This window comes from Muricauda sp. SCSIO 65647 (assembly GCF_021534965.1).
Classification (GTDB): Bacteria; Bacteroidota; Bacteroidia; order Flavobacteriales; family Flavobacteriaceae; genus Flagellimonas_A.
Genome location: NZ_CP091037.1, coordinates 1,320,024 through 1,341,020, shown reverse-complemented (window position 1 = coordinate 1,341,020; position 20,997 = coordinate 1,320,024). Strand labels below are relative to the sequence as shown.

Annotated in this window: 21 protein-coding genes and 1 tRNA gene; 7 read left to right on the top strand and 15 right to left on the bottom strand. The window is 43.8% G+C overall.

Features of this window, described 5'->3' with window-relative positions; translation table 11 throughout:
• Nucleotides 1-76: 76 nt before the first annotated feature.
• The 5 genes from L0P89_RS05915 to L0P89_RS05895 all read right to left on the bottom strand — a co-directional run bounded on the left by L0P89_RS05915 (nt 77) and on the right by L0P89_RS05895 (nt 6,255).
• Entirely contained in the window at nt 77-319 is a 243-nt protein-coding gene (locus tag L0P89_RS05915) for a hypothetical protein (RefSeq protein WP_235267485.1), read from the bottom strand.
• Entirely contained in the window at nt 300-3,410 is a 3,111-nt protein-coding gene (locus L0P89_RS05910; protein WP_235267484.1) for an efflux RND transporter permease subunit, read from the bottom strand. The genes L0P89_RS05915 and L0P89_RS05910 overlap by 20 nt, the downstream gene beginning before the upstream one ends.
• A gap of 11 nt (nt 3,411-3,421) precedes the next feature.
• On the bottom strand, nt 3,422-4,435 hold the full coding sequence (locus tag L0P89_RS05905) for an efflux RND transporter periplasmic adaptor subunit (RefSeq protein WP_235267483.1): 1,014 nt from the start codon (nt 4,433-4,435) through the stop codon (nt 3,422-3,424).
• A 30-nt stretch (nt 4,436-4,465) separates the two neighbouring features.
• A complete protein-coding gene (locus L0P89_RS05900; protein ID WP_235267482.1) occupies nt 4,466-5,779 on the bottom strand; it encodes a TolC family protein in 1,314 nt (437 codons plus the stop codon).
• A 404-nt stretch (nt 5,780-6,183) separates the two neighbouring features.
• A tRNA-Arg gene (locus L0P89_RS05895) sits at nt 6,184-6,255 on the bottom strand.
• A gap of 198 nt (nt 6,256-6,453) precedes the next feature.
• Between L0P89_RS05895 and L0P89_RS05890 the strand changes: the two genes are divergently transcribed.
• The 3 genes from L0P89_RS05890 to L0P89_RS05880 all read left to right on the top strand — a co-directional run bounded on the left by L0P89_RS05890 (nt 6,454) and on the right by L0P89_RS05880 (nt 7,702).
• Nucleotides 6,454-6,894 carry a molybdenum cofactor biosynthesis protein MoaE gene (locus L0P89_RS05890; protein ID WP_235267481.1) on the top strand — a complete coding sequence of 147 codons (441 nt, stop codon included), beginning with the start codon at nt 6,454-6,456 and terminating at the stop codon, nt 6,892-6,894.
• Nucleotides 6,895-6,897: 3 nt separating this feature from the next.
• Nucleotides 6,898-7,326: a cyclic pyranopterin monophosphate synthase MoaC gene (gene moaC, locus L0P89_RS05885; protein WP_235267480.1), complete on the top strand. Its 429-nt coding sequence runs from the start codon at nt 6,898-6,900 to the stop codon at nt 7,324-7,326.
• A 67-nt stretch (nt 7,327-7,393) separates the two neighbouring features.
• Nucleotides 7,394-7,702, top strand: coding sequence for a hypothetical protein (locus L0P89_RS05880; RefSeq protein WP_235267479.1), 309 nt, complete (start codon nt 7,394-7,396; stop codon nt 7,700-7,702).
• Between the two features lie 8 nt (nt 7,703-7,710).
• Here L0P89_RS05880 and L0P89_RS05875 read toward each other — a convergent pair whose 3' ends face one another.
• Nucleotides 7,711-8,652: an NAD-dependent epimerase/dehydratase family protein gene (locus tag L0P89_RS05875; protein ID WP_235267478.1), complete on the bottom strand. Its 942-nt coding sequence runs from the start codon at nt 8,650-8,652 to the stop codon at nt 7,711-7,713.
• A 53-nt stretch (nt 8,653-8,705) separates the two neighbouring features.
• On the opposite strand from L0P89_RS05875, the gene L0P89_RS05870 reads away from it, so the two are divergent.
• Complete coding sequence (locus L0P89_RS05870) at nt 8,706-9,206, top strand: hypothetical protein (RefSeq protein WP_235267477.1); 501 nt, start codon at nt 8,706-8,708, stop codon at nt 9,204-9,206.
• An 82-nt stretch (nt 9,207-9,288) separates the two neighbouring features.
• Here the strand turns inward: L0P89_RS05870 and L0P89_RS05865 are convergent, their stop codons facing one another.
• From L0P89_RS05865 to L0P89_RS05850, 4 genes are all read right to left on the bottom strand, one after another.
• A complete protein-coding gene (locus L0P89_RS05865; protein WP_235267476.1) occupies nt 9,289-9,987 on the bottom strand; it encodes a tetratricopeptide repeat protein in 699 nt (232 codons plus the stop codon).
• Nucleotides 9,988-10,110: 123 nt separating this feature from the next.
• Nucleotides 10,111-10,485: a hypothetical protein gene (locus L0P89_RS05860; protein ID WP_235267475.1), complete on the bottom strand. Its 375-nt coding sequence runs from the start codon at nt 10,483-10,485 to the stop codon at nt 10,111-10,113.
• Between the two features lie 124 nt (nt 10,486-10,609).
• Complete coding sequence (locus L0P89_RS05855; RefSeq protein WP_235267474.1) at nt 10,610-11,419, bottom strand: NAD(P)H-binding protein; 810 nt, start codon at nt 11,417-11,419, stop codon at nt 10,610-10,612.
• Complete coding sequence (locus L0P89_RS05850; protein WP_235267473.1) at nt 11,412-13,694, bottom strand: M28 family peptidase; 2,283 nt, start codon at nt 13,692-13,694, stop codon at nt 11,412-11,414. The genes L0P89_RS05855 and L0P89_RS05850 overlap by 8 nt, the downstream gene beginning before the upstream one ends.
• A 119-nt stretch (nt 13,695-13,813) precedes the next feature.
• On the opposite strand from L0P89_RS05850, the gene L0P89_RS05845 reads away from it, so the two are divergent.
• Nucleotides 13,814-14,284: a CBS domain-containing protein gene (locus L0P89_RS05845; RefSeq protein ID WP_235267472.1), complete on the top strand. Its 471-nt coding sequence runs from the start codon at nt 13,814-13,816 to the stop codon at nt 14,282-14,284.
• Nucleotides 14,285-14,340: 56 nt separating this feature from the next.
• Here L0P89_RS05845 and L0P89_RS05840 read toward each other — a convergent pair whose 3' ends face one another.
• Genes L0P89_RS05840 through L0P89_RS05830 form a run of 3 tightly spaced genes read right to left on the bottom strand, consistent with a single transcriptional unit; the run spans nt 14,341 to nt 18,419 of the window.
• Nucleotides 14,341-14,694: a hypothetical protein gene (locus L0P89_RS05840; RefSeq protein ID WP_235267471.1), complete on the bottom strand. Its 354-nt coding sequence runs from the start codon at nt 14,692-14,694 to the stop codon at nt 14,341-14,343.
• Nucleotides 14,695-14,700: 6 nt separating this feature from the next.
• The gene (locus L0P89_RS05835; protein ID WP_235267470.1) at nt 14,701-15,270 is read right to left on the bottom strand and encodes a pentapeptide repeat-containing protein; all 570 of its coding nucleotides are present in this window, start codon (nt 15,268-15,270) and stop codon (nt 14,701-14,703) included.
• On the bottom strand, nt 15,270-18,419 hold the full coding sequence (locus L0P89_RS05830) for a VPS10 domain-containing protein (RefSeq protein ID WP_235267469.1): 3,150 nt from the start codon (nt 18,417-18,419) through the stop codon (nt 15,270-15,272). The genes L0P89_RS05835 and L0P89_RS05830 overlap by 1 nt, the downstream gene beginning before the upstream one ends.
• A 158-nt stretch (nt 18,420-18,577) precedes the next feature.
• Here L0P89_RS05830 and L0P89_RS05825 point away from each other — a divergent pair, with 158 nt between their 5' ends.
• Together L0P89_RS05825 and L0P89_RS05820 are read left to right on the top strand one after the other, a co-directional pair.
• A complete protein-coding gene (locus L0P89_RS05825) occupies nt 18,578-19,327 on the top strand; it encodes an SDR family oxidoreductase (protein ID WP_235267468.1) in 750 nt (249 codons plus the stop codon).
• Nucleotides 19,328-19,356: 29 nt separating this feature from the next.
• On the top strand, nt 19,357-19,938 hold the full coding sequence (locus L0P89_RS05820; RefSeq protein WP_235267467.1) for a TetR/AcrR family transcriptional regulator: 582 nt from the start codon (nt 19,357-19,359) through the stop codon (nt 19,936-19,938).
• A 7-nt stretch (nt 19,939-19,945) separates the two neighbouring features.
• Here the strand turns inward: L0P89_RS05820 and L0P89_RS05815 are convergent, their stop codons facing one another.
• Both L0P89_RS05815 and L0P89_RS05810 read right to left on the bottom strand, forming a co-directional pair.
• The gene (locus L0P89_RS05815) at nt 19,946-20,377 is read right to left on the bottom strand and encodes a hypothetical protein (protein WP_235267466.1); all 432 of its coding nucleotides are present in this window, start codon (nt 20,375-20,377) and stop codon (nt 19,946-19,948) included.
• A gap of 94 nt (nt 20,378-20,471) precedes the next feature.
• Nucleotides 20,472-20,963: a DUF6265 family protein gene (locus tag L0P89_RS05810; protein ID WP_235267465.1), complete on the bottom strand. Its 492-nt coding sequence runs from the start codon at nt 20,961-20,963 to the stop codon at nt 20,472-20,474.
• Nucleotides 20,964-20,997 lie beyond the last annotated feature (34 nt).

Below are 20,997 nucleotides of genomic sequence, written 5' to 3'. Positions count from 1 at the left end.
ACGAATAGCGCATAAAAAATGGATTTGATGACGCTAGTGCTCCCTTGATGATTTACATAGATCACTCTTGCCATCATTACACGAAGTACAAAATCACAAGGGCATCAATGGCCAGAATCAGTGCCAAAATAAGTACCCAGACCCACAGTTTTAGATGAAAGTTCTTCGCTATTTTCACTTCTGCCCACCACCAAACGCTAATGTACCCGATCCAAATCCATGTATTTTGCACTTTATGGATGATCATAATGACCATTCCTATCAAAAAAACGATCATTACGGCCGAGAACTTTACGATTTCAATTTTTGAGGGTTTCATGATCTGCTTTTTTTTGCCTTCTACTTCTAATGACATAGAACAGGGAGGGAATCAAATACAGCGTGAGCACCGTAGAGGTGATCATTCCGCCAATGGTGACTATGGCCATGGGTATTCTGTATTCCGCTCCTGCATCCCCAAGACCGATGGCATTGGGCAGCATACCGAATATAATGGCGACCGTGGTCATGATAACGGCCTTCATTTTGGTCTTTCCTGAAAGAATGGTCGCACTATGAATATCCATTTTTTTCTTGTGCATCAACTGTTCAGTATAGTCGTGGATCAAAATATCGTCATTGACCACGAGGCCCAATAGGGTAATGATGGCCATTAAAGACATGATGTTCATAGTAGTGCCGGCAAAATACATGATCACAAATACCCCTATCAACGCCATGGGAACAGTAGTGAAAATGACCAATGGCTGCCATAAACTTTCCATGAGCGAGGCCAACAACATGTACATCAATACCAGCGCCAATATAAAAGTGATCGTCATATCGGCCACCGTATTGTCCAATTCCTCCACGTTGCCGCTCCATTGGAAATCTACGCCAGAGGGCAGATTTATTTCGTTAAGCTTTGAATCGATGGTTGACCTGACATCTCCCAATATGTAACCGGGGGCCAATGTAGCGCTGAACTCTGCCGTTTTTGACTTTTCTTTATGGAGTATTTGGGCAGGGGCGGTTTCATAAGACACCTCGGCCAACTGCCCCACGGTAAACATGCCCGTCGCGGTGTGAAGGGGGAGCTGCTTGATATCCTCGACAGAGTTGGCCTGGGAAACGGGAACCTTGATGTTGATGTTGTACTCCACATCATTTTCACTCATCACCGTCGCCTTGATACCTGTAATGGCACTTCGAATGACCAATGCCAGTTCATTGACCGAGATGCCCAATTCGGCCAACAAACGCTTCTTGGGCTTGAATTGAAGCAAGGGTGGGCCATTTCGCAGACTTGATTCAAATGAAATTAGACCTTCCACATCTTTCAACAGGTCCATGACCTGATCATTTGCTCGGGACAGTTGTGCGGCATCATTGGATTTTAAGGAGAACCCCAGATCACCACTTTCTTCAGAACTTGTGGTCGCCACCACAGGTTTTATTTCAGGAATCTCTTTGAGGTCATTTAGTAGTTTCTGGCCAATTTGGCCATTCGACAGCTCGCGTTCCACACTTTTGTTGAGCTTCAGTGAGATGTTGGTATAATTAGAGCCCGTGGTAAAGGAGTTTTTACTGCCCAACATACTCAATACCGCCTTTACTTCAGGATATGTGGCGATCTTTTGTTCGACCAATTTGGTCAATTCCCTGTTCTTCTCGATTGAGGTGCCCGGTTGCATTTCAAGCTCTACAAACAAATCGCCGTTGTCTGATTCTGGCTCGAACTCAAATCCGATTTCCCCCAACAACCCCATGCTCATGATAAAGAAGAAGAACATCACGGCAAACAAGATGATAGGGTTGCGTTTTCTTGACATCAACCTTCGCAATGACTTTTCATAGAGTTCTTGTAGCCTGTCAAATGATTTGATGATCCAATTGGAGAATTTAGAGGGTTTTGGATCGTTCTTCAATAGAATCGAGGCGAGCATCGGGGTTAAGGTAATGGAGACCAGAAGTGAAAAAATGGTCGCGAATGAAATGGTCAGGGCGTATTCCCTAAAAAATGCACCGACTATCGAGTTCATGGATGCAATGGGCAAGAACACCACCAAGTTTGTGCCTGTCGAGGCCAATACTGCCGTAAACACTTCTTGGGTACCGGTGACGCAGGCCTCTTTTATGGGCAAACCCTCTTTTTTGAGACGAAGAATGTTCTCCAAAACCACTATAGAGTTGGAAACCAAGGCGCCAATGGCTACGGCAAAGCTCATCAACGACAGCATATTGAGTGATCCATCAAAGAGCCTCATGGCCAAAAAATTGATAATGAGCGATACGGGAATGGAGATGCTCACGATTACCGTGGCCTTGATATTGTTCACAAAGAGAAACAAGATCAGACCCGTGACGATAATGCCGAGAATAACGTTCATCATGGCATCGTTCACCGAGCTTTCGATATATTCTGAAGAGTCAAATGGCAAGCTCAGGGTAACCCCTTCAGGCAAGTTTTTTTGAATTTCAGGGACCAGTTCCTTTACCGCCTTGGCTATGGACACTGCATTTGCGGTGCTGCTTTTCTGCACGCTTATGCCCACAATATTGTTAAGTTCCTTTTTTTCAATACCATCGTAAAAGAAAGCATCTTTTTTTGCGAGTTGGAAGGTGTCTTTTACCGCAGCAAAATCGGTCAGCTTCTTTTCCCCATAAGGGGTGGCGATGTAGGTGCTTTTGACGGATTGTACAGAGTTGTATTTGCTCCCGGTCTTTATGATAGATTCACGGTCTTCCCTTACAATGTCGCCTCCTGACATATCTACATTGTTGTCTTTTAATTGAGTGGCGACCGCTGTAATGTTCATGCCCAAACCATATAGACCGTTCTTATCGACCTCTACATGAATTTCACGTAATTTTCCACCGTTGAACTCAATTTTGGTCACCCCGTCGATACGCGAAATTTTGTCCTTGATTTCCCGTCTCGATAGCTGGTAGAGTTTGTTGGCATCGACATTTCCGGTAATGATCAGATCGACCACAGAACCACTGTTCATACTAAAAGGGGCCAATAGGGGCTTGGATCGTTTGCGAACGAATGGCAATTTGGCCTCTTTGGGCAAAAAGGAAACCACCAGATCTATCTTGTTGCGCAGTTCGGCCATGGCCTTATCTTGGTTTTTGTCCAATTCAAACTGAACGATGATCATGGACATATTGGGCATGGAGTAAGACTGCATGAGTTTTAACCCATTGATGGTGGCCACTTCTTTTTCAAGTAGATTGGTGATCTCGGTCTCCACTTCACCGGGAGTTGCTCCAGGATAGTCCGTAACGATTACCATGGCCGGAAGATTTACCTCGGGCATCAGGTTTACCGGTAGTTTTACATACGACATAAATCCGAACAGCAACAGCGCCAAAAAGACCATTGATGTGGTTACCGGCCTAGAGACTGCGAAATTGGTGACTTTCATAACTATTCTATTTACTGAATGGTTAAAACCTGACTATTTCTTTCCACTTTTTCTGAACCGGCGGTGATCAAACGCTGCCCTACTTCCAGCCCTTCGGTGATCTGTACGGAAGTCTCGTTTCGCTGTCCTATTTTCACGTCGGTTTCGATAGCCTTGTCATCTTTGATAATGAATACATAATGCCTGTTTCCGATTTGTTTTAACGATTCCACGGGAATCCAAATACCCGAAAGTGATGGTCCGGTTTCCAATTCAATTTCAACGTGGGTGCCCGTAAAGGATACCCCTTCGTTCTTAAATGAGGCGGTAACCAGAAATGCCTTTCGTTTCGAATCCATTTGAATCGATGTCTTTGTGATTTTTCCTTCAATCTTTTTGTGGGAGAGGGTCAAATAGGTTGTTGTCCCTATTGCGATATGGGCAATGTCATGTGGCGTTACGTAAAAATTTACCTCTACGGTAGCTGTTTCCGCCATGCTGAACAGGGCTTGTCCCATGCCCACTTCCTCACCGATTTTGACCGGCACTTGTGTAATGATTCCTGAAAAAGGTGCCCTAATGGTGTTCATATTTTGCAGTTGCTGGGTCGTTTTGACCAGAACATCCAATTGGGTTTTATAGGTATCAACAGATACCTTTGAAACGGCACCAGCCTTAAACAATTCTTGTTGCCGTGTATAATCTTGGGCTATCTTGTTCTGCTCTATCCTTGCCTGATCGATCTGTAATTGGTGGTTTAATGGTGGGTATACCGCAACAACCTCACCCCGTCGCACTTTTTGACCGGGTCTGGCATTGAGCTTGGTCACTATTCCGGGCTGTTGTGCGACAAAGCTCGCCGATTTGGAAAATTGCAGTTCTCCATGATAGACCTTTGTTTCATTGTATGGCTCCTTTTTTAGGGTGATTGCCTTTACCTTGATCGGTTCTTCCCTAGTGGTTTCTTGTGAGGTTTCAGGCCAATAGCAGCCCACAAACAGGGAACACGAAATGGCTAACATCGATAAACGCTTTATTGTCTTCATTTTTTGATACTTTATTTTTTGGGATGGCATTTAGTTTATTTGGCCCGTGATCCTTAAAATTTGAAGGTGTGCTATATGTAAATCCAGGTATGAGTTTAACAGCTCTAATCTGGATTGCGTGAGCCGCAATCGACTTTCCTTGAATTCGACGGTGGTGACGACACCTAGGCTTAGTTGCTTTTTGAAAATTTCCAGTTCGCTCTCATTCAACAATATGGTCTGCCTATATGTTTCAATATTGGCCATGGCACTGTTATAATTGTTTTCGGCCGCTCGAAGTTGATTGAGCAAATGTTGTTTCGTTTTGACAAGGTCGAGTTCTGCCGTTTCCCTTTCAATGGAAGCCTTGGCAATTTTGGCCCTGTTGCTACCCCCTGAGAAAATGGGTACACTGACCCCCAGCTGCACAAGGAACAATTTGTTTTCATTGTCACTGAATTTGAAATCATTGGCCAGGGCATCATAATTATATGCTGCGGTCAGATTCAATTTGGGGTACCAAAATTTCTTATTGAGGTTGATTTGCCTATCGGCGATCTCGACCTCTTTTTTTAAGGTTTTGAGCTTCGGCTGCCCCTCTAGATCTGCCTCATCGGTATAGATGACATTGTTGAGGTCCGTGGTTTCGAGATCATCGGTGAGAACAATACGTTCGGTAAGGGGTATGTTGGCCAATACTTTAAGGTCGTTCATCAATTTTCCAAATTGATTTTTGGCATTTTTAAGCGGGGGGAGTGTTTTTTTATAGAAGACCTCGGCTTGTTGTACCTGTAAATCACTTACCGTGCCCTTGCCGTGCAGCTTCTTGATTTGGGCCAATTGCTCTTCTGCCAAGGTCGAATTCTCAACAAGTACGGTGACACTTGCTTTGGTAAAAATGGCCTGCCAATACAAAGAGGAAGCCTGTACAATAAGCTCATTGTGAAGGTGTTCGTCATGTAGCCCGCTGATTTCCTCAGCAAGCTTCGCAATTTTCGCAGCAGAAAAAATGGCGGGATCGAAAAGGGTCTGGTTCAGCGCGGCATTGGCACTTACACTGTTGTTGAAGTTGGTTCTTAACCGTGTCGTACTTCCATCAAAATCGTTGATAAAGAGAAAATTTCTATTGAAGTCACGTTGATAAAACCCATTGACATTTACGTCTGGCAGTAGTGCTGATTTGGCAATCTTGGTTTCTTCCCTTGCTATGAGCACCTGTTTTGCACTTTGTTTCAAATCGATATTGTCTTTTTTTACCAATTCGATATAAGATTGCAAGTCCAGTTCTTGGCAATACGATGGGGTGTGCATCGATATGGCGATACCAAAGACCCAAAAGAGTAAAGAGCGAAATTGACACTTCATTTGTTTCGTTGTTTGGTGGTGAACAGGGCTGTCACCCATTTTGCGAAACAAATGTAGCGTTGCCATATACCGTATAAGACTCGCCCTATAAATCAAGACATAATTTTTAGTGTGGAATTATAGGGGTTGGCATTATGGAGAACTTTCTAGGGTTCGTTTACCTATCAAAGTCAAAAAGGGGGAGTTGTAAAAAACAACATTGTTGGCAACCCAATGGCATTTGCCAAGAAGCGCCCAATTTGCATGAAAGACATATGATCAAAAATGGAAGGGAAAAGGCTGTAGCTAAGAGAGTGGCCCCGGCAAGAATCACTTGCATTTAAAGTTTAGGAAACCTGCCTGCCGAAGTGGCCTCACCAGGACTCGAACCTGGATCTAAAGTTTAGGAAACCTGCCTGCCGGAGTGGCCTCACCAGGACTCGAACCTGGATCTAAAGTTTAGGAAACTTCTATTCTATCCCTTGAACTATGAGGCCTTTGTTTTACGGCACGCAGGCAGGCTTCTATTCTATCCCTTGAACTATGAGGCCTTTGTTTTACGGTACGCAGGCAGGCTTCCGTTCTATCCCTTTAACTACGGGGCCAACCTGTGGACGGCAAAAATAGTGTTTTTTGGCGCATTGAAAAATTAGGTTTTACAATAGTTCATTACCTTAGTTGAAAACTTTCCCTAAATGAAAAAGAAAATCAAAAACGTGTTTGTTGATGGAGCAATAGGCCCTGATTTTATTGCCAACTCCATTGCCAAGCACCAGTCAAAGACCCAGATAGGTGCCCATGATATTTTTTTGGGACAGGTGCGTGCCGACGAAATTGATCGGAGAATCGTTTCGGCCATCGAATACACAGCGTACGAAAGTATGGCCAACCAAAAATTTCATGAGATCAGAGAGGCGGCATTTGAAAAATTCGATTTGACCTGTATGCATATTTACCACAGTTTGGGCAAGGTTGCCGTTGGCGAAATCTGTTTGTTTGTGTTTGTTTCGTCACCCCACAGAAAAGAAGTTTTTGAGGCCCTGCACCATATAGTTGAGGAAATCAAAACCCATGTGCCGGTTTTCGGTAAGGAGCTTTTCGAAGATGACAGTTATCAATGGAAAGTGAACACCTAGAAAATGGTAGATATTACACATAAGCAAAATACCCATAGAACTGCTATTGCACAGGCGATCGTAACAGTTGGTTCAGTGGAAACCGTTAAAGCCATTGAAAACAAAAAAGTGCCCAAAGGCGACGTGTTTGAAATGAGCAGGGCCGCTGGGTTTTTGGGAATCAAGAAAACAGCGGAATTGTTGCCCGATTGCCATCCGTTGCCGATTGAATTCGCTTCTGTTGAATATGCCATTGAAGATCTGGAGATCATCATCAAGGTCACGGTGAAGACCTTTTACAAAACAGGGGTAGAGGTCGAGGCCGTGCATGGTGCCAGTTTGGTGGCCCTGAATATCTATGATATGCTTAAACCTATTGATAAACAGGTTGAAATACGGCACATTCGATTACTTGAAAAAACCGGTGGCAAGTCTGATATAAGAAATCAATGAAAATATTTTGACACGTGCATTGATTCGAAATTTGTTCTATTTTTAAGTATCAATATTTGGCATTTGAATGAACAATCTCAAGAGAATCATTGTCGATTTTAAAAAGCTGACTCCAGAGGTTCTGAAGTTACTGGTCGAAGAGTACCCTGATGGCTATGGAGACAACGATATTATCAGCTTTAGAAATGCGGCGGGTGAACGTGTTGAGTGTGTTGAGGTACTCACCGATGACACAAAATATCTGGTAAAGATCAGTTCAAAGCTCGAAAGAACAATGGCCAATTACGATGAGGATGATTACATTGATTTTGAAGATGATGACCCGAAGGCTGTCGTTGACCCCGATATGATGCCGCCAAAAGATGAAGAAGAGTAATCGTACAACTACTTTCTCAGATTTTCCAGCATTTCAGCTGTCGTTTTTTCCAAATCGAATTCTGGATTCCAGTTCCAATCTTTTCGGGCATTTGAATCATCAATGCTACTGGGCCATGAATCAGCAATTTCTTGCCTGAAATCAGGCTGATAGGTTATTTGAAAATCTGAAATATGCTTTTTGATGCTTTCAGCGATCTCTTCTGGGGCAAAACTCATTGCGCCCAAATTATAGGAAGAGCGGATGGTCAATTTATCACCATCGGCATCCATAAGTTGCAATGTGGCCCTTATGGCATCATCCATGTACATCATGGGCAGTTTGGTGCCTTCTTTGAGAAAACAGGTATACTTGCCCTGTTCTGCAGCTTTTCGATAGATTTCTACGGCATAGTCGGTCGTGCCTCCTCCCGGTAGGGTTTTCCAACTGATAAGACCAGGGTAGCGTACACTTCTGACATCGACCCCAAATTTCTTGAAATAATATACACACCAATTTTCGCCTGCCTGTTTACTGATGCCATATACCGTGGCGGGTTCCATCAATGTGTTTTGTGGAGTTTTTTCTTTTGGGCTATTGGAACCGAAAACAGCTATGCTCGAAGGCCAGAATATCTTATCGATTTTTCGCTCTTTTCCTAAATTCAGTACATTGAAAAGCGAACCCATATTGAGGTTCCATGCCCGCATCGGAAATTTTTCTGCCGTCGCACTCAACATGGCCGCCATGAGATACACTTCCTCTATTTCATAGTGCATGACCACATCTTCAATGGCCTCATAATTGGTTGCGTCAAGCAGTTCAAAAGGCCCCGAATCCATCAATTGGGCATCGCCTTGGCGAATATCACTGGCGATTACACATTCATTTCCATATCTACTTCGTAGCTCAAGGGTAAGTTCGGTACCGATTTGTCCGCACGCACCTAAAATGAGAATTGATTTTTCCATATGAAACAGTTGGGCATAAAGATATGCCTTTATTAAAATTTGTACATTCGCCTATGCTTAAATTTAGGGTGATTTTACTGCTTTTTTTGGCGCTTATGGCCTGTAAGGACGATAAGCGCGATTTGACCAGTGCGCAACAGACCGATTCGGGCACTTTCAATCATCAAAGAATGCCCTCCCGTATTGAAATCAATACAAAAGCCAGTGCCATTTTGGATCAATGGGAGGCATTTGGCAATTTTTCAAGAAGCTTTGATATTCTCTATCGGGCAAGAAATAATGAAGACCTGATTTTGGCATTGGACGATTTATTGGAAAAGGAAAAACTATTGGCAGCTTCAGAGTATCCAGAAACCTTCAACAGGGCACAAGTTAAAAGCCGCCAAAAAGTCGTGCGGACGTTTTTGCTGAAAGCACGTGCCCAAGCGTTGGAAAGACGTGATGCCACCGAATCCATTATAGAAATGTTCAAGGCGTACAATGCCTATAGAAACCAGTTCAATATATTGGTCAATAATCCGCTCGATTCAAAATTGATTCTAGACGAAGGGTAGGTTTGGTTATTCCACGACCTGATCTGACCATTGAGCGGAAGACCTTGGCAGGTACTTGACGATCAAGAAGCAAACAAGTTGCCTATTCTTCAGTTTCAGCAGGTGACTTACGTGATTGCAGGGCTTGTTTGCTCAGGCTGGCCAAATTAAAGTTGGGGTCTAGCTTAAGAGCTTCATCTATTGAGGCAATGGCTTTGTCAATATCGTCTTTATCAATATTGTACTGCATGAGACCTTGAAGGTGGTAAAAAGCCGCTTTTAAAGGTACCTCATAGGGTTGTTGGCGTTCAAAAAAAGCGTATTTCATATCATCTTTTGAATTGGCGATGCCATATTCAATATTGGCAGCAGCTCCCTGATTGTCACCAGTTTGTATTTTCAAGTCTGCCAATTCATAGGCTAAATAGGGGTTTTGGTTGCGCTTATGTAAGATCTCAAATTGCTCCAAAGCCCTTTTGGGTTGGTTTAAGGCTTTCAATGATACCGCTTTTACCTGTACCGCCAAATCGGAATCATTTTCATTTTTGTCGATTCCTATCGTGTTTAGGGCCTGCATGTGCTGATTGTTGTTCATATATACATAGGCCAGCGTATCTTTTCGTTGTTGTGAGGGTGCAATAACGTTCAAATGGGTCAAAGCATTTATGATGCCATTGACATCACCTTGAAGCCGCATTTCATTGTAAAAGTTTTCGTAATGTACTTTTAGGGCTTCGTTGGTTTGTGACCAACCCCAAAAACCAGTGAAGATCAGTATAGTGGTAAATGCAAATCTCTTCATAAGAATCTCGATTTAGTGCGGCAAAACTACATATTTTTCTTCTACGGATTCCAAACAAAATGCTAAACCTTAAAACAAAAAAAGATGCCTAGCGCATCTTTTTCATACAATTTTTAAGTTAATTCAAAAGGCATGCAATGCCATATTCTTGTTGGTATACTGCATCAATATTCTTGAATAGAATGCCAAGCTCTTGACATCTTTTTCAAGGCAAGATTTCAAAAAGTCACATAGATTTTTGAAAAAAATGTTCACTGGCACGGTGGCAAGGGCAAGATTGACCGTTTTGGGGTCGTAGTCTTCCTCGCTGATAATGACATCCATATTGATGCGGTGCCGAACATAATCAATGGCAACATCAGCAGCATTGTAGTGCTTCTTGATGATAAGTTTGTGCAAATCGGTTGACTTCTTGTCGAAGGTATCCGAAGCACAACTCTGCATGATCAATTTTTCCGTTTCCATCAAGATTCTCGTAGTCAATCTTGAAGTTTCCATGGCCATACCTTTTATAAATAGTAGTTTAAAGGTAAGCACTTAATTCATAACTTGCTGAAATTCAATGATATAATTAACATAAAAAAACCTTAATTGTTGTAAATGATGTTTTTTGTGTGGTGAATCAAGAAGCAATAGGGGTGTATAAACGCAATCCTTTATTAAGAAAATTCTTGTTAATTATTGTCTTTTTCGAATTTTTCAAGGGTTTTTCCCGGTACAATGGTGGTTGTAATCCTTTCTTTTTAGCTTCATCATGGTAGTAATCCGCTTTATTTGGGTGGTATGGATAGACTCCGTTGAACACTTCATTCCAATATTCTTTTTCAATGATGCTGCTAATCATGTAGATGCAATCGTCGAGGTGAATGAGATTGATCAATTCTCCCCCATTTTTTAAATCTACCTTTCCAGAAAGGAAATTGACAGGATGCCTATTTGGCCCTATGAGTCCGCCAAAGCGAATAATAGTGGTCGTAAAGGTCTTTTTTGTCATCAAAAATGATTCAACATCCAACAACTGCCTGCCCGATTCGGTTATGGGTCTTGGTAGGGTATCTTCTGTGATTTCACCGGTAACATTGCCATAGACCGATGTGCTGCTAACAAAAAGAACGTGCTTGATGCCAAATGCCCCTATCTTTTTGACCAGGTGCTTCATTTTGTCAACATAATTTCCGCTAGAACTAGATCTAAGCTTTGGGGGCACGTTAACGATCAAAATGTCCATATCGGATAAAAAGGCCTCGATTTGACCTTGAACCCCGTCTTCGTGAAGCATCACCAAAAACGAATCGATGCCTGATCTGTTAAGCTTTTCAACTTTTTGCTGTGAGGTTGTTGTGCCCCTTACCGAATATCCTTTGGCCTTTAGATGCTTTGCCAAAGGCAGACCCAACCATCCACAGCCCAAAATACCCAAAGATTTATTCAAACCTCAGGGTTTTGATGGTCATGATGGCATCATTGAGTACAAAGGGCATGGGAATACTGCTTTCTGGTCTAACAGGTACCGTGAACTGTGGGTTGTCCAACAAGTCATTTGAGGCTTCATAGAAGACCAGTTCAAGTATTGAATCTTTGGGTATGGCCAATTCGATTTCTGTGTAATCGTTGTTCGAAATGAAATGTGTGACGAATTTGCCGTTTCGTCTGTTTTTCAGATAGTGCTCTGACAGCTCAATGTTATTGACCTTGGCCTGTTTTATGGAAATTTCATTGGTGAAGACATCTAAACGGTTCACTTGGCGTTTAGGGATAAAACATACTTCTATTTGTCGTTGGTCGGCAATAACGGTGTCTTTGGTTATTTCAATGTCGGCATTGGGCAATGATTTGACGGGCGCAGGGGCGGTATAGGTAAACCCTGTGCTATACTTGCTGGCGAGGGTCTTGGCCTGATCTTTTTGAACCTGCTGTTTGCCATCTCCCAAAAACTGGGCATTCCACTCGATCAGCTGTTTGTCATAAGTGGCCCATTTGGCACTTTCTTGGTCAATGTCATACACATACAGCAAACTGCTCGGTTTTGGATTCTCTTCGGAAAATCCAGAGTTGATGTGGGCTGCAATCGAAAAGACCGCAAAGAGCAGCAAAAAGAGAAGTCCATAACGCATTTTGTTCTTCAGCTCAGCAAGAAAAGGTAATGAGAGGGCAAAAATCAACGTCACAAAAAGGCTGCTTGCGGCGATCATTTTTAATCCCAGACCCACGGGAAACATCTTCACAAACGGGGCAAAGATGAAAATAGCGGGCAATGCCAAAAAGACCAATAAAAAGGGGTTGGGCCGTTTTTGGTTGATGTGCACCCATAACCCGGCCAAAAGACCAAACACCGGAACTACAAAAAAGCTGGCGCCCTTTAGATAGACACTGGCCAAGGTACAAATGATGAGCCATACGAGTATAGGAGCCACCAAAAGATTGGCAGTACTTATTTTACGTGCCTTGTGATAGGCCAAAAAACAAATGGCCAAGGCCAAAAAGACATAGACAAAAATATAGGTATGGCCATTGTAGGTGAATCCGTGCAACATGTCTTGAAATCCAGGATACCACCATTTTAGGGCAGGCCAACCAAAATGTGCCACCAAGCCATTGAAGAGCAGTGCAATGAGCAAGGGCACAAATCCGATTGCCAGTGACTTGAGGTCGAGCGTTCCCTTTTTGAACCCCCATATCAAGAGCGCTATAAACGATAATATGGCCAAGGCCAACATGGGCCAAATCCATTCAAACGGGTAAGTTACCAGTCCGAAAAAAGGAACATTGAAATAGATATGGTCATCAAGACTTTTTAAATTGCCCAGATCGGCATCACTAAAATGTGCCAACAGGGGCATTAGGTAACTGCCTTGATGGGCCAACGAGGTTCTATCTAACCGCTCATAGCTGTCCAAAACGGTATGATAGTCATAATGGTCGTCGATAAATGCGAAGTTAAAGCCTTCAATATCGGCATCCTCCCTAAAAACGGTCAAATCGGTATCGTTCGGAAGCATTTTATAGATACTGTAGGCAAGTGAGTTGGCCACAGGGTACTTCGGATTTGCGGCAACGAACTCTTTGATCAACCTACCATTGCCCCGATTGGTCTCAATAAGCATATAACTGGGGCCGCCACTGCCCCGGGCCTCAAAATTCAATACCAGTCCGACATCTTTGGCCCAAGGATGCCGGTGGACAAAGAGATCGGCACCATTAAGGCCCAATTCTTCCGCATCAGATATGAGGATAATGATATCGTTCTTGGGTGTTTTGCCCGTATTGATGAACGCCCTTGCCCCTTCGAGAATGGTGGCTACCCCACTGCCCGCATCACTGGCGCCCAATGATGAGTGCGGACTACTATCGTAGTGCGTTAGCAGCAATAGGGCTTTTCCGTTTTCTGACCCTTTGATCCGGGCCAGTATATTGGTCGCTTTGCTCAAATTGCCCCAATCGCCAGCCGTATAGCCTTCTTGGGTGAACGTTTCGAGCCCCATTTTCTTTAATTCTGCAAGAATATATTGCCTCACCGTTTCATGCGCGGGAAAGCCCACCGCATGAGGATTCTTTGAAATGTTCTTCACATGCTCCAATGCCCGATTCACTGAAAAACTGTTTTCTGTGACCGTCGATGTTCCCCGATCATTTGGCATTAGGGATCTGTAGCTCCAAAAAACAGCCAAGACAAGCAATAATAGGCTTAAGGTTCTAGAAAACTTCATTTGGCAATAGTTGGCATTGAGAATATAAAAATATAAAGGGTTTGCATATTTGGACGGAAAAATTTAAATATTTCGCTAAAATTCACTAACTTTATTAATCACCCTTAAACCAAATTAACATGGGTATCAAGAGTTTTCAAGGCGCTAGAGCAAAAGTCGATCCCAAAAAAGGATATGATGCTCCTATTTTGGTTGAGGACTATATGACGAGAAAATTGGTGACCTTCTCACCAGATCAGTCCATACTAGAGGTAATGGAAGCTTTTGCAAAGCACCATATCTCTGGTGGCCCTGTGATGGATGACAATGGTTTTCTGGTCGGCATCATTTCAGAGGCCGACTGCATGAAGCAAATTTCTGAGAGTCGCTATTTCAATCAACCCATTCTTGACAAGAGCGTGGAACGCTACATGACCAAGAACGTTGAGACCATACCACACGATATGAGCATCTTTGATGCTGCCGGAGTTTTTGACAGACACAACCGAAGAAGGCTTCCGGTCATGAAAGATGATTTGTTGGTAGGTCAGATCAGCCGTAAAGATGTGGTGATTGCCGCACTGAAACTCAGCGGCGCAAACTGGAAATAGCAGACCTAAAAGAGATTTGATGAGAAACCGCTTCTATGAAAATATGAAGCGGTTTTTTATTCCCTTTTCACGATCATATAATAATCATTGTCCAACGGCAGATACCCTAGGTCATAAACAAAGTAATATATACTTCCCTTTTTGGTGGTATATAGGTTGGTGACATACTCAAAGTCAAACCCTTTGTCCATCAATCTGGTCTTGGTGGTACGGGTCTTTCCATCCTTGAGCTCAAAACTGTTCAATATGCGATAATTCTTACGAAGGCGGTTGTTGATGTTGCGCACCAGGTTTTTGCTGTCTTTGTTCAGTTTGTTGTTATATGCATTACGGCAGTGGTCAGAACAGAATTTTTTGTCTATCCGCCCCCGAATTTCGGTTCCGCACTCTAAACACCTTCTTATTTCCATCACCCCTTATTCAACGGCAATATCGTACTTTTTCAACAAACCGATAAGGCCACTTTGACTGAAGATCGCCTTTTTAATGTTGTTTTTTGTCGGGTCTATGTTGAAATTGACCGCAGAAGTAAAATCGGCCCGACCAAGATCAGCGCCTTCAAATAGGGCACCTTTCATATCGCATTCTGGAAATAGACACGCCATAAGTTTGGTCATGGTAAAATCTACCTGATGCAACTTGCAGTTTTCAAAACGCGTATTGGGCATGTCCATTTCATAGAATGAAGCCAATGAAAGATTACACTTTTTGAATTGAAGTGTCAAAAGTAAAGGGTCACAAGTCTCAAAATGTATCCCCATCAATTTGCACGCTTCGAAAACCACATCGTTGAATTGGGTATTGGCAATGTTGACATTGGTCAGATCACAGTTCACGAAACGACATTCCACAAAATTCTGATTGTCTAAAAACCCTTCTTGAAACAGGCAGTCTTCAAAGTGGCAATTTTCATAATCTCCCTTGGCAAGACGCTGGGTTCTAAAATCTTCCTTGACGTACTTTTTGTCCGCAACAAAAACCCTCATCAGTTGTTGTCCATAATTAGGGCCGGCAGGTTCAACGATTTGTACAGCTGGTTATAAGCAGCCATTTCGGTTTGTACAATGGCGTTCTTTTCATTTTCATACGTTTGCCACGCCTGCAATAAATCCTTTAAACGCTCTTTTACCCCTTGGGTCACCTTGGGTTCGGCGACATCTACAAAGCCCTTTAAATGCATGAAGTCGGCATTGAGTTGGTTGTGAAAGTTGATCACATCTTGAAAGGTTTTCTGTTTGGGTTGAATAAGGTGTTCTTCCCATGTGGTGATCCGCTTCATCAAACTATCTCCTTTGACCAGTAATTCTTTGACATCTTCGCGGTCTTTCAATAGGTTTTTATAAGAGGTTAATTGACCCTTGGCCGAACGCATTTGGTTGACGGCGGTATGCATGGTCTTTAGGGTAGCTTCAATCTGGTTCAGTACGGACTGCTGCTCGGTATAATCTGCCGGAGAGGCTTCTATTTTCGGGTTTGCCAACACTTGTGCGGTGGTTTCAACGATTTCTCCCTCTAAACTCAATCGTAAGGTATAAGTGCCTGGAGCTACCCTTGAACCTGCATAATTCCCGAACACAAATACTTTGTCAATGGTAGGGATGGCCTCTTTTCTAAAATCCCAAGTAAAGCGATTGTATCCTTTCTTTGAGGGAAGTACTTGTGGTTTTGGGGGGCCGCCGGGCCAAGACTTAAAATCGTTTGGTTTTTGATTGGTGTAACTTCTGATGACTTTTCCGTTTTGCAATACCTCCAATTTCAAGGGTATGGAGTCCAGTTTATTGGGAAGGTAATAATCAATTGTGACCCCTGATTTCGGATTCTGCCCCAGACCGGGAATAGGTTTGTCTGGACTGCCACCAAAAATGCGATAACTTGGTTTCGGTTGCACAATTTTTAGCTGCACCGCTGTATCGAAACTGTTCTGTATGGCACCTACATCGTCCAAGATCCAGAACGATCGACCGGCCGTGGCTATTACCAGATCATTGTCTTGAATGATCAAATCGTTGATGGGAACCACGGGCAGGTTCAACTGAAACTTTTGCCAGTTCTGTCCATCGTCCAAAGAAATATAGAGTCCGGTTTCGGTACCGGCGTATAACAATCCCTTTTTCTTTTTGTCTTCACGAACCACACGCACAAAAGTATGCTTGTCGGTAATGCCGTTGGTGATCTTCGTCCATGTTTTGCCATAGTCGGTGGTCTTGAACACGTAGGGTTTCAAATCCAAGAACTTATAGCGCATCACGGCGATATAGGCGGTGGCGGGGTCATGGGGCGAGACCTCAATGCTATTGATAATACCTTCGGCAAGGTTGGGCGGGGTAATGTTTTCCCAATTGGCACCACCGTCTTTGGTAATGTGCACCAGCCCATCATCACTGCCCGCATACAGCACACCTTTTTCATGGGGTGATTCGACTAAATACATTAGTGTATTGTAGTTTTCGCCACCCGCGGCCTCGTTGGTATAGGGACCACCACCTGGCCCTTGTTTTTCGATTTCATTTCGGGTCAGATCAGGGCTTATGGCTTGCCAACTATGGCCTCCGTCAGTGGTTTTGAACACCACATTGCCCGCATGGTAAATGGTGTTTCGGTCATGGGGAGAGCTGATAATGGGTGCATTCCAGTTGTAGCGAAATTTAAAGTTCTTGGGCACCTTGCCCAAACCCAATTCAGGATAGGCCTTAATGGGTTTGCCCTCGCGTGACGCTTTGATCCATTTTTCAATGATCCCTTGGTAACAACCGCCATAGACCACTTCTGGGTTATCGGGGTCAAAGGCCAAATACGCACTCTCGCAACCGGCCACTGAATACCAATCTTTCCAGTCAATTCCGGCATCATTGGTTCTGCTGGCAATGGCAATGGCCGAATTGTCTTGCTGGCCTCCATACACATTATAGGGAACCAAATTATCGGTAATGACCCGATAAAATTGGGAAGTGGCTTGATTTTGTTGGGTGCTCCAACTTTTTCCACCGTTGTTTGAAACATTGGCACCCCCGTCGTTCGAGTTGATCATTCTTGAATTGTTATATGGGTCGATCCATAAATGGTGGTTATCGCCATGTGGTGTGGGCAGAGGGGTAAAGGTCTTACCGCCATCGATGGATTTCGTCACTGGGGCGTTCAAGACATAGACCACATTTTCATCTTGGGGGTCGGCAAAAATCTCCATATAGTACCATGAACGGGCAATATTGATGCGATTTTTGTTGACCTGTTTCCACGTTTTTCCCGCATCAACACTTTTGTACACCCCGCCTTTTTCACCTTCGGCCTCGATTACGGCATAGACCAGCTCTGAATTGGCCCGTGATACTGAAATGCCCGCTTTGCCGAATGTTTTGGGAAGTCCTTTTTTCAACTGCTTCCATGTGCTTCCCCCATCGGTAGATTTGTAGATGCCGGAAGACGGCCCGCCCGATTCCATGGTCCAGGAGTAGCGTCTGTGCTGCCACATTGCCGCATAAAGGATCAGGGGGTTGTTCATATCCATGGATAGGGAAGAAGCCCCTGTGGTTGAATCCACAAAAAGTACGCGTTCCCAGGTTTCACCCCCATTCTTTGAACGATAAATGCCACGCTGTTGCGAAGGGCCATATTGTGCCCCTTGGGCAGCTACAAATAAAATATCTGGATCGGTAGGATGGACGATCACATCAGAAATGTGCCTGGTTTCGTCCAAACCGATATGCTTCCATGTTTTTCCTGCATCGGTCGATTTGTAGATCCCATCGCCCATAGAGGTCATCACACCACGTGCGGCGTGTTCGCCCATACCGACCACTACAAGATTGGGATTGCTCTCTGCTACCGCAATGGCACCGACCGTTCCGGTATTCAATTTGCCATCCGAAATATTTTTCCAAGTAATGCCGTCATCCACGGTTTTCCATACACCGCCGCCTGTTGTGCCCATGTAATAGGTCATGGGCTGGCCAACGACCCCGGTGGAGGCCACGCTGCGCCCACCCCGAAACGGACCGATATTTCGCCATTTGAGTCCAGAATACAAAGAATCGTTCAATACAATGGCGGGGCTCGTCTCCTTCTTTTTTCTTCGTTGCGCAGTGGTAAAGAAGGGAAGGGCAAGTAGTAGGATCAGAAACAATCGTAGCGTTTTCATAGGTTGGATTTTTGAGTGAGGAAGATACGAAACAGCCGCTAAAATTTTAAAATATTGTTAAAGTTGAATTTTGTTTTGGAACAAACGTTCTAAAATGAATATGTTTGTATTGGAATGATTGTTCCAAAATAAAAATTTAAACCAAATATGTATATCAAATGAAAAAGTTGGAAAACAAAGTGGCCATTATAACCGGAGCCACCAGTGGCATGGGCCTACAAACGGCAAAGCTCTTTTTGCAAGAGGGGGCCAAAGTCGTTTTGACCGGTAGGAGCCAAGAAAAATTAGACGCCCTTACCCCTGAACTTTCAGGGGATTATCTCTTGGTAAAGGCAGAAGCCGCCAGTGTATCAGATAGTGAGCAACTGGTAAAAACTACGGTCGATGCCTTTGGCAAGATCGATGTACTCTTCCTGAACGCTGGAATCTTTCGCTTGGAAACCATTGACGGGTTGACTGAAGCCATTTTTGACGAGGTATATGACATTAATGTACGAGGCCCATTATTTACGGTCAAAGCGGCCAACGAGCACTTCAACGAAGGGGCAAGCATTATTTTCAACACTTCTGTGGTGAACATCAAAGGTTTTGCAGGAATGTCGGCCTATGCGTCCAGTAAAGCCGCGTTGCGCTCATTGACCCGAACCTTGGCCGCAGAGTTTGGCCCCAAGGGCATTCGTGTGAATGCCATTGCCCCTGGCCCGATTGATACCCCGATCTATGGAAAGCACAATGTGCCCCAAGAGAATATTGATGCCATGGCCTCAAATTTTCCTTCGTTGGTGAGCCTGGGCCGATTTGGGAACGCTGATGAGGTGGCGACTACGGCATTGTTTTTGGCCGCATCGGACAGTAGCTATATCACGGGAGCTGAAATTCCCGTTGATGGCGGTTTCGCCCAAGTGTAGTTTTTTGGATACATTTGGTACGATAGATTATGCCACGACCCAAACAATTTTGTGAAGAAGAAATATTGAACAAGGCGATGGAACTCTTTTGGCAAAAAGGGTTCCACGCCACTTCAATGCAAGATTTGGTATTGCATTTGGGCATTAACCGCGCTAGCCTGTACGATACCTTTGGCGGAAAGGAAGAACTGTTCGACAAGGCCTTTGCCCATTATCGAAAGGCCGTGGGGGGCTGGTTGCATCAGCTATTTGATGGCGAACCATCGGTCAAAATGGGCTTTAAAAAACTCTTTGACAAAGCCATTGAGGAAACGGTGAACGATGAGAACCGTAAGGGTTGTTTTGTGGTGAACACCACTACAGAGCTGATTCCTGGAAATAAAAAGATGCTCCAGACACTTCTCGATAACAAGGAGACCGTTGAAAACCTCTTTATCGGTTATGTGCAAAAAGGAATCAACACTGGGGAACTTTCCCCATCAAAAAATGCCCAAGAAGTAGGCTTAATGCTCTTTGCCCTTTACAATGGCATTCGGGTGTTGGCCAAAGTGGATTCTAACCCCGACAAGCTACAGAAGGTGGTCAATTCTGGACTCTCGGTACTGGACTGAGCACCGCTTAGAACGAATATAGAATGGGATCTTCCCAACCTTCGAGTCGAAGTAGGATGGAGTCGCCACTATCTCGAAAAGGTGTCAGTTCAAAAGAATACGTTTTCGTGATAAAAGCCTCGCACAACTCTTGATTGTCAAGTCTTAGAATGATACTGCGCATGGGCGGCAGGGAATCGTCCACATTGGCTGCTCCTATGAGCCTGACCTTCCATGAATCCCCGTCACAACCACCGCTGGCTATTTCAATCTGCAAACAATCTCCCTGTAGATCAACACTTTGAATCACATAGTTGTCAGTATTCGTGTTATTGAATTGACTGTTGCTGACAATGCCCAGAAAATCACAAATATCTGAAGTTGGCGAATTGTCATCTGAATTACACGAAACCAAAGTAAGTGCAAGTGACAGGATTAAGGACGCATAATGATTTTTCATGCCCACGGTTTATGTAGAGATGCACCCGAAATCAAAAGGATGCTTTTAGATTGCAGCATACACTTTGAAATGGAAGTCTAAGATCACCCCTGTCTTATCTCACTCTGGCATAGTTAAAAACGATTTCTTCCATTTTATCGCCATCTTCAATGAGCACATAAAACTTGACCCGATCTTCCGTCACCTTTTCAATGGTGAGGCCTTCAAAGAACACTTTGTTTTTTTCCAGTTTTACCAATTTGAAATCAACGGTTTCGTCCTTTTCTTCCCAACCTCTTAAATCTCCATGAAAGTGTTTCAATTGCATCAAAAGGGTCGGCCCGACCTGTTTGATGTGACCGCTTTCATAAAAGGAAACCTTGCCGTCGTTGACCAATCGAAATACGAACATCATGGATTCACCTAGGGGAGGACTCCAAATTTCTTCAGCGATACCGCCGAATGCCTCTCCCTGCCAATGGCCAACTAGCCAAGAAACCTGATTCAAAGTGGCTTTGGGGGAAGTCTGCCCCGCTGCCAATTGTATGGTGTTTTGAGCTTGCCCGAAAGAAAGGCCCAATAACAAAATAAACGGTAAAATTTTCATAATGATGTCTTTTGGTATGAAGACGGATGACAGG

Bases quoted from the DNA above. Each gene is read 5' to 3' on its own strand.
- moaC (WP_235267480.1), top strand. From the start codon at position 6,898: ATGGTAGATATTACACATAAGCAAAATACCCATAGAACTGCTATTGCA.
- L0P89_RS05850 (WP_235267473.1), bottom strand. From the start codon at position 13,694: ATGAAGTTTTCTAGAACCTTAAGCCTATTATTGCTTGTCTTGGCTGTT.
- L0P89_RS05905 (WP_235267483.1), bottom strand. From the start codon at position 4,435: ATGAAGACAATAAAGCGTTTATCGATGTTAGCCATTTCGTGTTCCCTG.
- L0P89_RS05900 (WP_235267482.1), bottom strand. From the start codon at position 5,779: ATGAAGTGTCAATTTCGCTCTTTACTCTTTTGGGTCTTTGGTATCGCC.
- L0P89_RS05815 (WP_235267466.1), bottom strand. From the start codon at position 20,377: ATGAAAAATCATTATGCGTCCTTAATCCTGTCACTTGCACTTACTTTG.
- L0P89_RS05830 (WP_235267469.1), bottom strand. From the start codon at position 18,419: ATGAAAACGCTACGATTGTTTCTGATCCTACTACTTGCCCTTCCCTTC.
- L0P89_RS05890 (WP_235267481.1), top strand. From the start codon at position 6,454: ATGAAAAAGAAAATCAAAAACGTGTTTGTTGATGGAGCAATAGGCCCT.
- L0P89_RS05915 (WP_235267485.1), bottom strand. From the start codon at position 319: ATGAAACCCTCAAAAATTGAAATCGTAAAGTTCTCGGCCGTAATGATC.
- L0P89_RS05865 (WP_235267476.1), bottom strand. From the start codon at position 9,987: ATGAAGAGATTTGCATTTACCACTATACTGATCTTCACTGGTTTTTGG.
- L0P89_RS05845 (WP_235267472.1), top strand. From the start codon at position 13,814: ATGGGTATCAAGAGTTTTCAAGGCGCTAGAGCAAAAGTCGATCCCAAA.
- L0P89_RS05875 (WP_235267478.1), bottom strand. From the start codon at position 8,652: ATGGAAAAATCAATTCTCATTTTAGGTGCGTGCGGACAAATCGGTACC.
- L0P89_RS05840 (WP_235267471.1), bottom strand. From the start codon at position 14,694: ATGGAAATAAGAAGGTGTTTAGAGTGCGGAACCGAAATTCGGGGGCGG.
- L0P89_RS05910 (WP_235267484.1), bottom strand. From the start codon at position 3,410: ATGAAAGTCACCAATTTCGCAGTCTCTAGGCCGGTAACCACATCAATG.
- L0P89_RS05880 (WP_235267479.1), top strand. From the start codon at position 7,394: ATGAACAATCTCAAGAGAATCATTGTCGATTTTAAAAAGCTGACTCCA.
- L0P89_RS05860 (WP_235267475.1), bottom strand. From the start codon at position 10,485: ATGGAAACTTCAAGATTGACTACGAGAATCTTGATGGAAACGGAAAAA.
- L0P89_RS05825 (WP_235267468.1), top strand. From the start codon at position 18,578: ATGAAAAAGTTGGAAAACAAAGTGGCCATTATAACCGGAGCCACCAGT.
- L0P89_RS05820 (WP_235267467.1), top strand. From the start codon at position 19,357: ATGCCACGACCCAAACAATTTTGTGAAGAAGAAATATTGAACAAGGCG.
- L0P89_RS05835 (WP_235267470.1), bottom strand. From the start codon at position 15,270: ATGAGGGTTTTTGTTGCGGACAAAAAGTACGTCAAGGAAGATTTTAGA.
- L0P89_RS05810 (WP_235267465.1), bottom strand. From the start codon at position 20,963: ATGAAAATTTTACCGTTTATTTTGTTATTGGGCCTTTCTTTCGGGCAA.
- L0P89_RS05870 (WP_235267477.1), top strand. From the start codon at position 8,706: ATGCTTAAATTTAGGGTGATTTTACTGCTTTTTTTGGCGCTTATGGCC.